At 64.9% G+C, this 14,073-nt stretch carries 17 protein-coding genes; 7 read left to right on the forward strand and 10 right to left on the reverse strand.

The window, feature by feature from the left end; translation table 11 throughout:
- Positions 1-96 precede the first annotated feature (96 nt).
- The 5 genes from dctP to AAFG16_RS10820 are packed head-to-tail and all read left to right on the forward strand — an operon-like array spanning position 97 to position 5,460.
- Positions 97-1,122, forward strand: coding sequence for a TRAP transporter substrate-binding protein DctP (gene dctP / locus AAFG16_RS10800; RefSeq protein ID WP_342739094.1), 1,026 nt, complete (start codon positions 97-99; stop codon positions 1,120-1,122).
- Between the two features lie 26 nt (positions 1,123-1,148).
- Positions 1,149-1,703 carry a TRAP transporter small permease gene (locus AAFG16_RS10805; protein ID WP_283084528.1) on the forward strand — a complete coding sequence of 185 codons (555 nt, stop codon included), beginning with the start codon at positions 1,149-1,151 and terminating at the stop codon, positions 1,701-1,703.
- Between the two features lie 12 nt (positions 1,704-1,715).
- Positions 1,716-3,005, forward strand: a complete 1,290-nt coding sequence (locus AAFG16_RS10810) for a TRAP transporter large permease (protein WP_342739095.1) — start codon at positions 1,716-1,718, stop codon at positions 3,003-3,005.
- Positions 3,006-3,034: 29 nt separating this feature from the next.
- A complete protein-coding gene (locus tag AAFG16_RS10815; protein WP_283084529.1) occupies positions 3,035-4,201 on the forward strand; it encodes an acyl-CoA dehydrogenase family protein in 1,167 nt (388 codons plus the stop codon).
- Between the two features lie 11 nt (positions 4,202-4,212).
- Positions 4,213-5,460 (forward strand): acetyl-CoA hydrolase/transferase C-terminal domain-containing protein, encoded by a 1,248-nt coding sequence (locus tag AAFG16_RS10820; protein ID WP_342739096.1) that lies wholly within the window; start codon positions 4,213-4,215, stop codon positions 5,458-5,460.
- Between the two features lie 159 nt (positions 5,461-5,619).
- Here the strand turns inward: AAFG16_RS10820 and AAFG16_RS10825 are convergent, their stop codons facing one another.
- The 10 genes from AAFG16_RS10825 to AAFG16_RS10870 form a co-directional block, all read right to left on the reverse strand.
- The gene (locus AAFG16_RS10825) at positions 5,620-7,191 is read right to left on the reverse strand and encodes an AMP-binding protein (protein WP_342739097.1); all 1,572 of its coding nucleotides are present in this window, start codon (positions 7,189-7,191) and stop codon (positions 5,620-5,622) included.
- A 33-nt stretch (positions 7,192-7,224) separates the two neighbouring features.
- Positions 7,225-7,860, reverse strand: a complete 636-nt coding sequence (gene upp, locus AAFG16_RS10830) for a uracil phosphoribosyltransferase (RefSeq protein WP_283084532.1) — start codon at positions 7,858-7,860, stop codon at positions 7,225-7,227.
- 148 nt (positions 7,861-8,008) lie between these two features.
- On the reverse strand, positions 8,009-8,137 hold the full coding sequence (locus AAFG16_RS10835) for a hypothetical protein (RefSeq protein WP_265441509.1): 129 nt from the start codon (positions 8,135-8,137) through the stop codon (positions 8,009-8,011).
- Between the two features lie 84 nt (positions 8,138-8,221).
- Positions 8,222-8,611, reverse strand: a complete 390-nt coding sequence (locus tag AAFG16_RS10840; protein WP_342739098.1) for a hypothetical protein — start codon at positions 8,609-8,611, stop codon at positions 8,222-8,224.
- A gap of 17 nt (positions 8,612-8,628) precedes the next feature.
- A complete protein-coding gene (locus AAFG16_RS10845) occupies positions 8,629-8,817 on the reverse strand; it encodes a hypothetical protein (protein WP_283084534.1) in 189 nt (62 codons plus the stop codon).
- Between the two features lie 112 nt (positions 8,818-8,929).
- The gene (locus AAFG16_RS10850) at positions 8,930-9,277 is read right to left on the reverse strand and encodes a hypothetical protein (protein ID WP_283084535.1); all 348 of its coding nucleotides are present in this window, start codon (positions 9,275-9,277) and stop codon (positions 8,930-8,932) included.
- A gap of 72 nt (positions 9,278-9,349) precedes the next feature.
- Positions 9,350-10,267, reverse strand: coding sequence for a 4-hydroxy-tetrahydrodipicolinate synthase (dapA, locus tag AAFG16_RS10855; RefSeq protein WP_342739099.1), 918 nt, complete (start codon positions 10,265-10,267; stop codon positions 9,350-9,352).
- Between the two features lie 21 nt (positions 10,268-10,288).
- Positions 10,289-10,543 carry a hypothetical protein gene (locus AAFG16_RS10860; RefSeq protein ID WP_342739100.1) on the reverse strand — a complete coding sequence of 85 codons (255 nt, stop codon included), beginning with the start codon at positions 10,541-10,543 and terminating at the stop codon, positions 10,289-10,291.
- Positions 10,544-10,671: 128 nt separating this feature from the next.
- Positions 10,672-10,932, reverse strand: coding sequence for a hypothetical protein (locus AAFG16_RS10865; protein WP_342739101.1), 261 nt, complete (start codon positions 10,930-10,932; stop codon positions 10,672-10,674).
- 135 nt (positions 10,933-11,067) lie between these two features.
- Positions 11,068-11,535 carry a hypothetical protein gene (locus AAFG16_RS10870; RefSeq protein WP_342739102.1) on the reverse strand — a complete coding sequence of 156 codons (468 nt, stop codon included), beginning with the start codon at positions 11,533-11,535 and terminating at the stop codon, positions 11,068-11,070.
- A gap of 605 nt (positions 11,536-12,140) precedes the next feature.
- Between AAFG16_RS10870 and AAFG16_RS10875 the strand changes: the two genes are divergently transcribed.
- A complete protein-coding gene (locus AAFG16_RS10875) occupies positions 12,141-12,230 on the forward strand; it encodes a K(+)-transporting ATPase subunit F (RefSeq protein ID WP_018641117.1) in 90 nt (29 codons plus the stop codon).
- Between the two features lie 112 nt (positions 12,231-12,342).
- On the forward strand, positions 12,343-14,046 hold the full coding sequence (gene kdpA, locus AAFG16_RS10880) for a potassium-transporting ATPase subunit KdpA (RefSeq protein WP_283084541.1): 1,704 nt from the start codon (positions 12,343-12,345) through the stop codon (positions 14,044-14,046).
- The last annotated feature ends 27 nt before the right edge of the window (positions 14,047-14,073 follow it).

Below are 14,073 nucleotides of genomic sequence, written 5' to 3' on the forward strand. Positions count from 1 at the left end.
ATGTACATTTTCTTCAAGCAAGAAATGGGGTGAGGACCGGACTGTGCTGCAGCGTTTCGCTGTCGCCTTCCGCATGGGCGCTTCAGGGAGAACAAGATGAAGACGAAACTGGTCTGGGCCGCCGCTGCGTTCGCACTCTCGCTGCCGGTCTCGACATTTCAGGCGCAGGCGCTGGAGCTGAAGGTCGCCGACTCTTTCCCCGCCGGTCATTATCTCGTCCGCCTGCTGCTCAAGCCCTGGATGGACGATGTCACCAAGCGCACCAACGGCGCGGTGACCTTCACCTATTATCCGAACCAGCAGATCGGCAAGGCGGCCGACATGCTGCGTCTGACACAGTCGGGCGTGGTGGACATCGGCTACATCGGGCCGTCCTACGTTTCCGACAAGATGCCGCTGTCGGAAGTCGCGCAATTGCCGGGCGCGTTCGCGACCAGCTGCCAGGGCACGCTCGCTTACTGGAAGACCGCGCGCGAAGGCATTTTGGCCAAGCAGGAATACGCGCCGAACAAGATCAAGCTGCTGATGGCCGTGGTGCTGCCGCCCTATCAGGTGTGGACCGTCAAGTCGAAGGTGGAAACCACCAAGGACATGCAGGGCCTCAAGCTGCGCACCACCGGCGGCGCGCAGGATCTGACGCTGCGTGCACTCAATGCCGTGCCGGTGCGCATGGCCGCGCCCGATGCCTATGAGTCGCTGTCGCGCGGCACCATGGACGGCCTCTTGTTCCCGCTCGACAGCGTCGTGTCCTACGGCCTCGACAAGCTGGTCAAGCACGCCACTGAAGGCGTCAGCTTCGGCAGCTTCATCGTCGCCTATTCCATCAACCAGTCGGTCTGGGACAAGCTGCCCGACGACGTGAAGAAGGCGATGAACGAGGCCTCGGAGGCGATCACGCCGAAGGCCTGCTCCGACGTCGACAAGGAAGGCGAAGTCACCAAGAAGCACATGCAGGACGAAGGCGTCAGCTTCGATCCGCTGCCGGAGGCGACGCGCGCCGAGATCAAGGACAGGCTCAAGGATGTCGGCAAGCAGTGGGCGAGCGGGCTCGACAGCCGCGGCAAGCAGGCCTCTGCCGCGTTGAAGGAGTTCGACGACTTGCTCGCCGCCGGCAACAAGTAATCCCAAAACGAAGAGGGAGGCGCGAAGTGATCGAACGGGCAGGGCAAGTGCTCGGTGCGCTGGAGCGCGCGCTGACGGTGATCGCAGTGGTGTTCCTGTTCGTGATCATGCTGCTGGTGGTGACCGACGTGTTCATGCGTTACGTGCTGAACAGTCCGTTCGCCTTTACCTACGATCTGATCGGGCTCTATCTGCTCGCCGGCGTGTTCTTCTTCACGCTCTCGGACGGCCTGCGCGAACATGCGCATGTCGGCGTGGACATCCTGCTGTCGCGGTTCTCGCCGACGGGACGGCGGCTGTCGGAGATCGTCACCGCGCTCGCCGGGCTGTTCGTGTTCGTCCTGATCTGCAAGGTCGGGTTCGAGCGCGCGCTGGAGAATTACGAGCAGCACGATGTGCTCTCAGGCGCGATCCCCTGGCCGACCTGGATCTCGGCGGCGCTGGTGCCGTTCGGCTGCGGTGTGCTGGTGCTTCGGCTGGCGCTTCAGCTCGTCGGCAATGTGCTGAGCCTCGTCAGCGGCCGCGACCTCTATCCGCTGCCGCCGGTAACCGGCGTCGGTGAAGCACGCAGCTTCGAGTAACGGCAGGCCGCCATGACACCTTTCATCGTTCTCGCCCTGTTGTTCGGCCTGCTCGCGCTCGGCACGCCCGTCGGCTTCGCCATGGCCTTTTCCGGCTCGGTCGGCCTCGTCATGGTCGGTGGCTGGTCCACGCTGTTCGGCATTCTGCAAACCGCGCCGCTCTCGACCGTCTCCTCCTACGAGCTGATCACCATCCCGATGTTCCTCCTGATGGCGGACCTCGTGCTGCTGTCGGGCGTCGCGGATGATCTGTTCAAGACCGCGTCAGCCTGGGTCGGCCGCATCCCCGGCGGCCTCGGCATGGCGACCGCGCTCGCCGGCGCCGGTTTCGGCGCGATCTGCGGCACCTCGACGGCCTCCGCCGCGACGCTGTCCTCGACCAGTCTGCCGGCGATGATCCGCCAGGGCTATGAGCCGAAGATGGCCGCGGGCGTGGTCGCGATCTCGGGCACCCTGTCGATGCTGCTGCCGACCAGCGTTGCGCTCGTCATCTTCGGCCTGCTGGCCGAGGTGAACATCGGCAAGCTGCTGATCAGCGGCATCATCCCGGCGATCCTCGTCACCATCACCATCATGGCCACGATCTATTTCCTGGTCTGGCAGGATCCCGCGCGTGCCCCGGCTGCGAAATCGGTGCCATGGCGCGAAAAATTTGCGCTGCTATGGCAGGTCTCGCCGATGGTGGTGCTGTTCTCGATCGTGACGGGCACGATCTATCTCGGCGTCGCGACGCCGACGGAGGCCTCGGCCTTCGGCGCGTTCGGTGCCTTCCTGCTCGCGATCGTCAAGGGCAAGATCACGCCGACCTCGCTCTACAGGACGCTGCTGCGCGCCTGCCACGGCACCTGCATGATCATCATGATCCTGGTCGGCGCCTCGATCTTCGGCTATTTTTTCACGCTCACCCATGTCACGCAGGACCTCGTCGCCTGGATCGGTAGCTTGCCGACCTCGCGCTGGGTGATCATCACGCTGATCCTGTGCGGCTACATCGTGCTCGGCTCGTTCATGGACCAGATCGCGATCCTGGTGCTGACCGTACCGATCGTGCTGCCGCTGATCAAGACGCTCGGCTTCGACCCGATCTGGTTCGGCGTCATCAAGATCGTCACCGCCGAGGTCGGCATGATCACGCCGCCGGTCGGATTGAACTGCTTCATCGTCGCCCGCTATGCCAAGCGGCCGGTCGCGGAGGTGTTCCACGGCACCTTTCCGCACTTCATCGCGCACCTGATCGCGATTGCGATCCTGGTGGCGTTTCCGTCTATCATCCTCTGGCTGCCCTCGCAGATGGGGCGCTAAGCTTAACGAGCCTCCACAAGGAGACCATCATGGATTTCGCGCTCACCGATCAGCAGGAAGCCATTCGCGATGCCATCGCAAAAATCTGCGAAGGCTTTCCCGACGCCTATTGGCTGAAGAAGGACCACGATGGCGGCTTCCCGCACGATTTTCATAAAGCACTCGCCGATGCCGGCTGGCTCGGCATCTGCGTGCCGGAGCAATATGGCGGCTCCGGGCTCGGCATCACCGACGCTGCGATCATGATGCGCACCATCGCGGAATCCGGCGCCGGCATGTCCGGCGCCTCCGCGGTGCACATCAACGTGTTCGGGCTCAATCCCGTCGTCGTGTTCGGCACCGAGGAGCAGCGCAAGCGCATGCTGCCACCGATGGTCGAGGGCCGCGAGAAGGCCTGCTTCGCCGTCACCGAGCCCAACACCGGCCTCAACACCACCCAGCTCAAGACCCGCGCGGTCGCCAAGAACGACCGCTACATCGTCAACGGCCAGAAGGTGTGGATCTCGACCGCGCAGGTCGCGCACAAGATCCTGCTGCTGGCGCGCACCACGCCGCTGGAGGAGGTGCGTTCGCCGACCCACGGGCTCAGCCTGTTCTATACGGACTTCGACCGCAACAGGATCAAGGTCCACGAGATCGAGAAGATGGGCCGCAAGATCGTCGATTCCAACGAGCTGTTCTTCGAGGACTTTGAAATTCCGATGGAGGACCGCATCGGCGAAGAGGGTAAGGGTTTTGAGTACATCCTCGAAGGCATGAACCCCGAGCGCATCCTGATCGCGGCCGAGGCCGTTGGGCTGGGTAAGCTGGCGCTCTCGCGCGCGACCGAATATGCCAAGACCCGTGTCGTGTTCAATCGTCCGATCGGAAAAAATCAAGGCATCCAGCATCCGCTCGCGGTGAACTGGGTCGAGCTCGAGGCCGCCTGGCTGATGGTGATGCAGGCGGCCTGGCAATACGACAAGGGCTTGCCCTGCGGAGCCGGCGCGAACGCCGCGAAATATTTCGCAGGCGAAGCCGGGTACCATGCCTGCGAGCAGGCGGTGATGACCCATGGCGGCTTCGGCTACGCCAAGGAATTCCACGTCGAGCGCTATTTGCGCGAAGTGCTGATCCCGCGTATCGCGCCGGTCAGCCCGCAGCTCGCGCTCAGTTTCATTGCGGAAAAGGTGCTGGGCCTCGCGAAGTCGTACTAGGCTCCGCGCGAATGGCTCGGCAGGAAGCCGTGAATGTCGAGTTTTCCGGCTTGATCCGGGAGAACGATCTCGTCGTGTGCGGGCAGGCGACGGCCGAGCCCGTCACCCTCACCGAAGCGCTGGTTGCGCAGGCCGGGCATCTGCCCGCCTTCCGCATCATGGTCGGGCCGATCTTCTCGGACACATTCTCCGCGTCCTGCGCGCCGAACGTCTCGTTCCAGAGCTATGGCGTGATCGGCAATGCGCGGCGACTCGCGAAGGCCGGGCGGCTCGACGTGATTCCGAGCAATTACAGCGCCTTCTGCGCCGACTTCGCCGCGCGCCGCCATCAAGCCGATGTCGTTCTGGTGCAACTTGCGGAGTCCGGGGGACGGCTCAGCGCCAGCCTCTCCAACGACTACGTCATCGATGCCGCGCGCGGCGCGCGCTGCGTCATTGCCGAGATCAATCCGGATGCGCCCTTCACGTTCGGCGCGGAATGGCCGCAGGACGTGCCGATCCATGTGCGTGCGCCCGCTCGCCGTCCGCCGGTGGAATTGGCCTCACCGCCGCTTGATGACGTCTCGCGCCGCATCGCAGCGCATGCGGCGGGCCTGATTGCCGACGGCAGCACGCTCCAGTTCGGCGTCGGCCGGATTCCGGATGCGATCCTGTCCTCGCTGACCCATGCGCGCCATCTCGGCATCCATTCCGGGCTGATCAACGACGCTGTTGTCGACCTCATCGCGTGTGGCGCGGTAACGAATGCGGAGAAGGGGATCGATGCCGGGATCACGGTCACCAACCAGGTGATCGGCACGCAGCGGCTCTATCGCTTCGTTCACGAAAACAAGATGGTTTCGGTGCGGCCGACATCCTATACGCACGGCCAGAACGTGCTTGCGCGGCTCAACCGGCTGGTCGCGATCAACTCGGCGCTGCAGGTCGGGCTCGACGGCAGCGTCAATTCCGAGACGCTCAATGGCGTTGCGATCGGCGCGATCGGCGGGCAACTCGATTTCGTGCGCGGGGCCAATGCGTCTGGTGGCGGCAGGGCGATCATCGCGCTGCCGGCGACAGCGTCGGACGGGAGCAGCCGCATCGTCGCCAATGTCGAGACGGTGACGACCCCCCGCGCCGATGTCGACGCCATCGTCACCGAATGGGGCATCGCGGAGCTGCGCGGCTGCGGCCTTGCCGAGCGCGCGCGCCGCATGATCGCGGTCGCTGCGCCCGAGCACCGCGAGGCGCTGTCGGCACTGCTTCGCGCCGCGCGCTAAAGCATGATCCGGAAAAGTACTAAGCGGTTTTCCGGAAAGGTCATGCGTAAACAACAACCTAAAGCGCGATGACGATTCATCCAAAATCTCATCGCGCCTTAGGCGCCTCAGTTGATCATCGCGAGCGTCCAAGACGAGATCGTCGAGGAGGTGGTCGGCCTATTCGGTCGCGATCCGATCCATCGCCATGGCGCGAAGCCGCGCGCGCTGGATCTTCACGCCGTTGGCACTGTCGGTGACTGGGAAGGCGTCGACGAGATAGATCCGCGCCGGCACCTTGTAGCCGGCGAGCCGTTCGCGCAAGCGCGCGGTCAACGCCTCCTGCTGCGGCGGTTCCGCAGCCGCAATCACGAAGGCGACGCAGCGCGCCTGGCCCTTCAGATCGACCGCGACGACCTGGGCATCGGCCACGCCCGGGCAGGATTTGAGCTCGTCCTCGATCTCGCCGGGGGCGACGAGAAAGCCGCCGAGCCGCATCGCGTCGCCCGCGCGGGTCTCGTAGACGAAAGCGCCGTCACCGCGCAGCCGGCCGATATCGCCGGTGCGGAAGAAGCCGTCGGCGGTGATCGCATCGCCCGTAGCCTCGGGATTGTTGAAATAGCCGAGGAAGCGCGAGGGCGCGCTGATCTCGATCTCGCCGGAGACGCCGTGGGCGGCAAGCTCGCCGCTCTCGGTATCGCGCACGCGCACTTTTGCGTCGGGCGACATCGGCCACCCGCCGCCTTCGATGCGGTTTGCGAAGGTGTCGCCGCCGCGGGCGATCGAGAACAGTGCCTGCACTTCGCTCGAGCCGTAGAGCCCGAATAGACTCATGCCGCGCGCCTCGGCTTCTGCGGCCAGTTCGCGCCAGCCGGGCTGGAATGCGGCAAAGCCGCAGATTTCGAGATGCGGGAACGGCCGCGGCGCGTCGGTGAGGGCGAGGATGCGGCGGAACATCTCGTCCGAGCCGAAGGAGTGCGTGATCCTGTGCTCGCTGAGAATTTTCAGCGCCGGCGCTGCTTCGAAAGCATCGAGCACATGGATGGTCGCGCCCGCCGCGATGAAACCGAGCAGGCTCGTCATGCCAAAGGTGCCGCAGAACGGCAGCATGGCCAGCAGCGAATGGCGCTGCGGATCGAGCTGGAGCGCGTTGGCAATGGAGACGGCGTGGCTCGCCAGCGTCCGCTGCGAATGCGCAACGAGCTTCGGTCCCTTGGTCGTGCCTGATGTCGTGTAGAGCAGGACCGGACGGTCGACGTCGCCTTGAGCCAGCGGGGCAGGCGGATGGACCGCGTCGAAGGCATCGAAACGCACGCAGGGCCATTGCGCGGGAATCCTGTCCGCGCCGACCACGGCAAGCTGTTGCAGCGCGGGGACATCGTCCTTGGCAATGTCGGCGAGGATCGCGGCGAAATCGATCGAGCGGAACGCGGCCTCGACCACCATCAGCTTCGCGCCGGAGACCTTGAGCAGATGAGCGACCTCCGCGCTGCGGTAGCGCGTATTGACGGCGGCGACGATGGCGCCGAGGCGGGCCGCGGCGAACAGCAGCGCGATCCATTCGACCCGGTTGACCAGCCAGACCGCAACGACATCGCCTTTGCCGATGCCTTGCGCGGCAAGCCAGGCAGCGGTCTGCTCGACCCTCGCCAAAAATTCCACGCGCGAGACCAGTGTGCCGTCGAACACGAAGGCGGGCTCGGCAGCCTCAGGGCGGATCAGCGATTGCAGCGAAAAATCGTTGGCGCTCATGGTAACCGGAGTAACCCGGCGGCGCGCAGCTGTCTACTTGGTGCCGAACATCCGGTCGCCGGCATCGCCCAGGCCCGGCACGATGTAGCCGTGGTCGTTGAGCCGCTCGTCGATTGCGGCGGTCCAGACCGGCACGTCGGGATGCTCGCTCTGGAACTGTGCGATGCCCTCGGGCGCAGCCAGAAGGCAGACGAAGCGGATGTCGCGGGCGCCGCGCGCCTTGAGCAGCGAGGCGCCGGCGCAGGCCGAGTTGCCTGTCGCCAGCATTGGGTCCATCAGAATCACGGTGCGGTCGGACAGGTCCTGCGGCGCCTTGAAGTAATATTCCACGGCCTGCAATGTCTCGGGGTCGCGATAGAGCCCGATATGGGCGATGCGCGCCGAGGGCATCAGCGCCAGCATGCCGTCGAGGAAGCCGACGCCGGCGCGCAGGATCGGCGCCAGCGTAAGCTTCTTGCCGGCGATCTTCGGCGCCTGCATCGGCGCGATCGGTGTCTCGATCTCGACCAGCTCCAGCGGCAGGTCGCGCGTCACCTCGTACCCGAGCAGCATCCCGATCTCGTTGAGAATCTCGCGAAAGCTCTTGGTCGAGCGGTCCTTCTCCCGCATCAGGGAGAGCTTGTGCTGGACCAGGGGGTGGGCGACGACGTGGACGCTGCTGTTGCTCATGAAACCGCTCTACACGGTTCCGTGAAATTGCGCCAGATCGGCTGGGCTTTTTCCGCGGGATACGCGGGCCTCAGACGGGCGTCGCGACAGCCATGCCGGCCCGGCCGCTTGCCTCGTAGGCAGCCATGGTCAATTCGCGGTCGAGATCCTAGACCCCGAGCCCGCGGGCCAGAAGCGTGATCACGAGCGTCAGGACCGCGCCCCAGATCAGGCTCAGCGTCATGGTCAGGATCGTCGTCGTGACCGCGTGCTCGAGATTTCCCTTGAGGAGCTGCATGCTAGCCGTCCGGCGCCGCGGTGAGGCGCAGGCCGAGCAGCAACGCGCTGATCAGCGCCACCAGGATGGCGATCTTGAGCTCGATCATGCCGGTGGCCTCGTGGTCATGCGCGCCAGAAGCCGCATGGCTCCCTCCGCCAGCACGATCAGCGGATTGCCGCGGTTCTCGACGTCGAGCTCGATCGTCTCGGTGGGAAACACCAGCGCGCACCGCGTCGGCGCGCTCTGGCGATTGGCGAATTCAACCGCCGAGCTCTTGAACAGGAACAGTCCGCCAATGCGGCCGTTCGCCTCGCGCGCGACCCAGAGGCCGGCGCTGTTGCGCCCGATGAAGAAGGCCGGGATGGCGGCGCTGAGGACGTCGGGATCGAGTGGCTTGAGCATCGCCTGCGCCTGCCGGGTCTTCGGCCGGCGATGTGCGGCTTGAAGAGCGATTGCGGCCATGGCGGCCTCTTCACACATCTGCAAGGTCATGGGGGCCTCCCTGCGGCTCAGGCGTGCAGATGCCAGACGTAGATTGCGGTCTTGAGCGCGATCAGCGCGGTGAGCACGCTGCCCATCGAGAGCAGGGCGAGCGCGCCGAGTGCGACGCGCTTGAGCGAGGCTTTGCGCTCCGTTGACAGCAGCGCCGGGCGTTCGGCGTGGAAGGGCCGGTCAAGGCCATGTGTCAGGATCGACATGTTGGAAGTCCTTGTCCTTGGCACGGCGGGACGGCCGCTCCAATCTGCCGTTTATGATGTCCATCGCTGCGTAGGATTGCGAGATGACCGCCGGGGTGCCGGCATAGGAATCTCATAAAGACGCCGAGCGTCGCGCCGACAGCCCCCTGAAGAGATCGGGGTTCCGCTTCGGCAGCGGCTGCGGCGGCGCCGGCTCCGAATGCGTCATCCCGATCGCCGCGGTAAAGGCAAGCCGCAGCCGCGGCTCATCGATCTGCTTGCAGAAGCCGTCCAGGATCGCGGCCGCGTTCGGGTGCTGCCCGCCGATGGCCGCGCAGAGCTGCGAGCTGGTGCGTCGGAAGAAGTGCAGCGAATCGTTGGCGTGACGCCGCCCGCCGAGGTGATCGAGCTCGGCCGCGAGCGCCGCGACGTTGAGCCTGTCGGACTCATCACGTGTCACGGCAAAGCGCAGCAGCGCCAATTGCCAGGCGTGGAGCAGCAGCCTGTGAGACCCTTCGACCAATGTTGGCATGCGATGCCCGCCCGCGACGCCTCAGGCCCCGACGCCGTCGATCAGTTCCTCGTCGGCGATCGCGGCGAATGCCCGGATCACCTCCCGCTGCCCGGCCGCCTCCAGCGGCACGATCGGCAGCCGTGTGGCTTCCGACATCAGGCCGAGCACGCTGAGCGCGTATTTGAGCGCAGCGGGGCTCTCTTTCGCGAGGCAGGCGATCAGCGGAATGAGGCGCTTGTGCAGGTAGCGCGCCGATTGCAGGCGCCCCTGCCTGACATGCGAGAAGATCGTGCGGCAGAGATCGGGAGCGATATTGGCGACCTCCGAGATCGCGCCATCGCCGCCATCCGTCATGAAGCCGAACGCGGTGCTGTCGTCGCCGGACAGGAAGCGGAAGCCCGCCGGCAGATGCCGCGACAGGCGCATGGGGCGGGTGATGTCACCGCTCCCATCGCGCAGGCCCACGAACTGGCGGGATTCGACGAGACGCAGCAGCGTCTCGTCGGCCAGCGGCCGCAGCGTGCGGGAGGGGATGTCGTGCAGGATCACCGGCAGGCCGATCGCGCCTGCGATGGCGCGGAAATGCGCGAGCATGCCCTCCTGCATCGGCTTGTTGTAGGCGGGGACGACCGACATGACGGCGTCGGCGCCGGCCGCTTCCGCGCGCCGTGCGAGCTCGATGGCATGGCTCGTTGAATTCGAGACGGCGCCGGCAATGACCCGGACGCGTCCGCGGGCGACATCGACCGCGGTGCGGATGACGAGCTCCTGTTCGGCCGGCGAGAGCGTCGATGCCTCGCCAGCCGTCTCGCAGACCACGACCGCGGGAGCACTCGCCGCGATCTGCCGCTCGCAGAGCGCGGCGAACGCCTTGAGATCGACCGCGTCCGCTGCGTCGAACGGCGTCGGCAGGTCCGGAATGAAGCCGGTGAACCAGGCTGATGGAGGGATGAACATGGTGCCTCGCTGCAAGCGCGCTCAGGCGGCGCGCTGTGAGACGATGCTGTTGGGGTTCTTGCCCATGTCGAGCTCGATCTCGCGCGGCAGCTCGACGATGGTTTCAGGATGCTGCCCGTTCTCGAACAGCGCATATTTGATGGCCTGGGCACGGTTGACGAACAGGCCGCCATAGAGGCCGTTCTGCTCCTGCGCGACCCATTGTCCCCTGTGGTTGCGGCCGACGAAGACGATGGTCGAGGGGGAACTGTACGAGGGAGGTTCGACGAGCTTCATTGACGTAGTCCTTCCGATTGACAGAGGCGGCGAACGCAAGTCCGCAACCATCCGATCAATATCTTTTCAAGCGAATATGATTTCGAGTGAGGCGGTGTGGCTATCTCATAGGAAGCGCATAAAGCTGTTCAGCTCGGCTCGCTGACGAGATGAACCAGCGCGAACAGCGCGCCGAATGCGGCGCATTCGTCCCAGTGATTGAGAACCGCGCCAAACAGCGGCTCGCGCCTGAGGAGGCCGACGGACGCACACAGGATGATCGACATCCAGAGCAGGGCCGCAAGGCTGCGTCCGAAGCCGATGCTGCCGAATGCGGCAAAGGCAGACAGCAGCACGACGCGCACGGCGAAGCGTGCCAGCACGCGCGCCGGGCCTGGCGTTTGCGGCATGTTCCGGGATTGCAGCAAGCTTGAGCCCGTCGGTCTAGAGCATGATCCGGAAAAGTACGCAGCGGTTTTCCGAAAAGATCATGCTCAAAAAATAACCTAAAGCACGATGACGATTCATCCTGATATCATCGCGCTTTAGCCGAAGTTCTCACAGGCGGCCGGCACGTAGAGCGGATCGAGGGTCTGGCGCACCGAGGGAACGCTCGGCCGGGACGATTCGACTTCCAGCGCCTGGACCTCGACGAACGCAGACAGGAGTGCGATCGCAAGATCGCTGTGGCATCCCTCGACCGCGGCGTCCAGCCAGTCCGGCAGCTCTCGTTCGCGCGAGAGCGCGCAATGCCATTCGCCTTCGTCATAGGCGATGCGGCGGACCTGCCAAAGCGGCAGCTCGATCTCTATCAGGGCCAGCGCAGCATCGGTCCAGGCCTCCGCGTCGATCAGGCGCATGAGGCGCGCGGTACGCGCGCTCTGGCCCAGCGAAGGAAATCGGCGGCAGGCGTGGTCGATGACCTCGAGCATCAACACCCGCGTCATCGCATGCGCATTGCCCAGACGCTTGCCGAGCGACGGCGGGTCGTATTGGCGGAGAGCGGCAGTCATGTCAGGCCTCCTGGAATGGGTGTCGGTCAGTCGGCCGGCCTCTCCAAGATGGCTGGAACGGCATTTGAAAACGAGATGAGGAGGGAGCGAGAGATATAGGGATTCCATAAAGGCACGGGCGCCGCCGGACCGGGCGCGCGGCTGGCGCCCATGTCCGACCATCGCTTTTTGCGAAATGTCCGCAGCTTTTCGCGGCAGGCGTTTATGGAAGACCAGGGCGACGGTCCGCCATAACTATCGGCAGTGAAGGTGATGCCGGATCGGCATCGCTGCCGTCTCGGGCCAATATCCGGAGTGCCTTGCCGGTGTCATTCGGCCGCCCTCAACCACGGCCGGTCTTTATGGGATTCCTATAAGGTCGCCATAGGGCTCATCTCGAAAACCTATGCGCGTGATGGCACCTCGGTGCGGTGAAAGCTCCGGCCGGTCGCCGGAGACATGCATTGCATTGGCGCGGCGCCGCGATCCGGACACAGGTCGGGTATTCGTCGCGCAACGAGGAGCAATTCCATGATGGACATTCTCATGCTGGCGCTGGGCTTCGTCTTCTTCGCCCTTGCGATCGGCTACACCTATGCCTGCGAACGGCTGTGAGGGAGCGGACCATGATCTTCGACTATGCCCTCGCCGGCGCCGTCTCGTTCGGCCTCCTGGTCTATCTCACTTATGCGCTGCTGCGGCCGGAGCGCTTCTGAGCCGTGTTGCTGCTTGTCGAATTGCTGCTGGCGGACGTCCTGCTCGTCGCCGGCCTGCTGGCGGTGCTCCTGCCGCTGTTGCGCCAGACACAAGGTCTGAAGGGTTAATGGCATGACTATGATCGGTTGGATCCAGATCATTCTTTTTTGCGTCATCATCGTCGCGCTCACGAAACCGCTGGGCGGGTACATGACGCGCGTTTTCAATGGCGAGCGGACCTTCCTGTCGCCGGTGCTGCGCCCGATCGAGGCCGGCATCTACTGGATCTCCGGCGTCGACGAGAGGCGCGAGCAGCATTGGCTGACCTACACGGTCGCCATGCTGCTGTTCCATGTCGGCGGCTTCCTCATCATCTACGGCGTGATGCGGCTTCAGGCCATGCTGCCCTTCAATCCGGCAGGCCAGGGCGCGGTTGCACAGGATCTCTCCTTCAACACCGCGATCTCCTTCATCACCAACACCAACTGGCAGAACTACGGCGGCGAGAGCACGGTTTCCTATCTCGTGCAGATGCTCGGCCTGACGCACCAGAACTTCCTGTCCGCCGCAACCGGCATCGCGCTCGCGGTGGCCCTGATCCGCGGCTTCTCGCGCGCCTCGGTGCGCACCGTCGGCAATTTCTGGGTCGACGTCACCCGCACCACGCTCTACGTGCTGCTGCCGATCTGCGTGGTCTACACGCTGTTCCTCGTCTGGCAGGGCATGCCGCAGACGCTCGGGCCGTATGTCGAGGCGACGACGCTCGAAGGCGCCAAGCAGACCATCGCGGTCGGCCCGGTCGCCTCGCAGGTCGCGATCAAGATGCTGGGCACCAATGGTGGCGGCTTCTTCAACGCCAACGCGGCGCATCCCTTCGAGAACCCGACGGCGCTGTCGAATTTCGTGCAGATGCTGTCGATCTTCCTGATCGGCGCCGCCATGACCAACGTGTTCGGCCGCATGGTCGGCAACCAGCGCCAGGGCTGGGCGATTTTGGCCGTGATGGGCGTGCTGTTCGTCGCCGGCGTCGCCGTCACCTATTGGGCGGAAGCGCACGGCACCTCGACCATGCAGGCGCTCGGCCTCACCGGCGGCAACATGGAGGGCAAGGAGGTCCGCTTCGGCATCGTCGCGTCCTCGCTGTTTGCCGTGATCACCACGGCCGCCTCCTGTGGCGCGGTCAATGCCATGCATGACAGCTTCACCGCGCTTGGCGGCATGATCCCGCTGATCAACATGCAGCTCGGCGAGATCATCGTCGGCGGCGTCGGCGCCGGTCTCTATGGCATGCTGCTGTTCGTCGTGCTCGCGATCTTCGTCGCAGGGCTGATGGTCGGCCGCACGCCGGAATATGTCGGCAAGAAGATCGAGGCGCGCGAGGTCAAGATGGCGATGCTCGCGATCCTGGTGCTGCCGCTGATGTATCTCGGCTGGACCGCGGTCGGCGTGGTCTATCCGGCGGCGGTGGCCTCGATGGCCAATGCCGGCCCGCACGGCTTCACCGAGGTGCTCTATGCCTTCACTTCAGCGACCGGCAACAACGGCTCGGCCTTCGCCGGCCTCACCGGCAACACCTTCTTCTACAACCTCACGCTCGCATCGGCGATGTTCGTCGGCCGCTTCTTCATGATCGTGCCGGCGATGGCGATCGCGGGCTCGCTCGCGGCCAAAAAATCGATCCCGCCGTCGGCGGGCACCTTCCCGACCACGGGCGGGCTGTTCGTCGGCCTCGTCGTCGGCGTGATCCTGATCATCGGCGGCCTGACCTTCTTCCCGGCGCTCGCGCTCGGCCCGATCGTCGAGCACCTCGCGATGAACGCCGGCCAAGTGTTCTGAGCCAGTGTTCTGAGCCAAATGTTCTGA

Origin of the sequence: Bradyrhizobium sp. B117 (assembly GCF_038969555.1) — a bacterium.
Classification (GTDB): domain Bacteria; phylum Pseudomonadota; class Alphaproteobacteria; order Rhizobiales; family Xanthobacteraceae; genus Bradyrhizobium.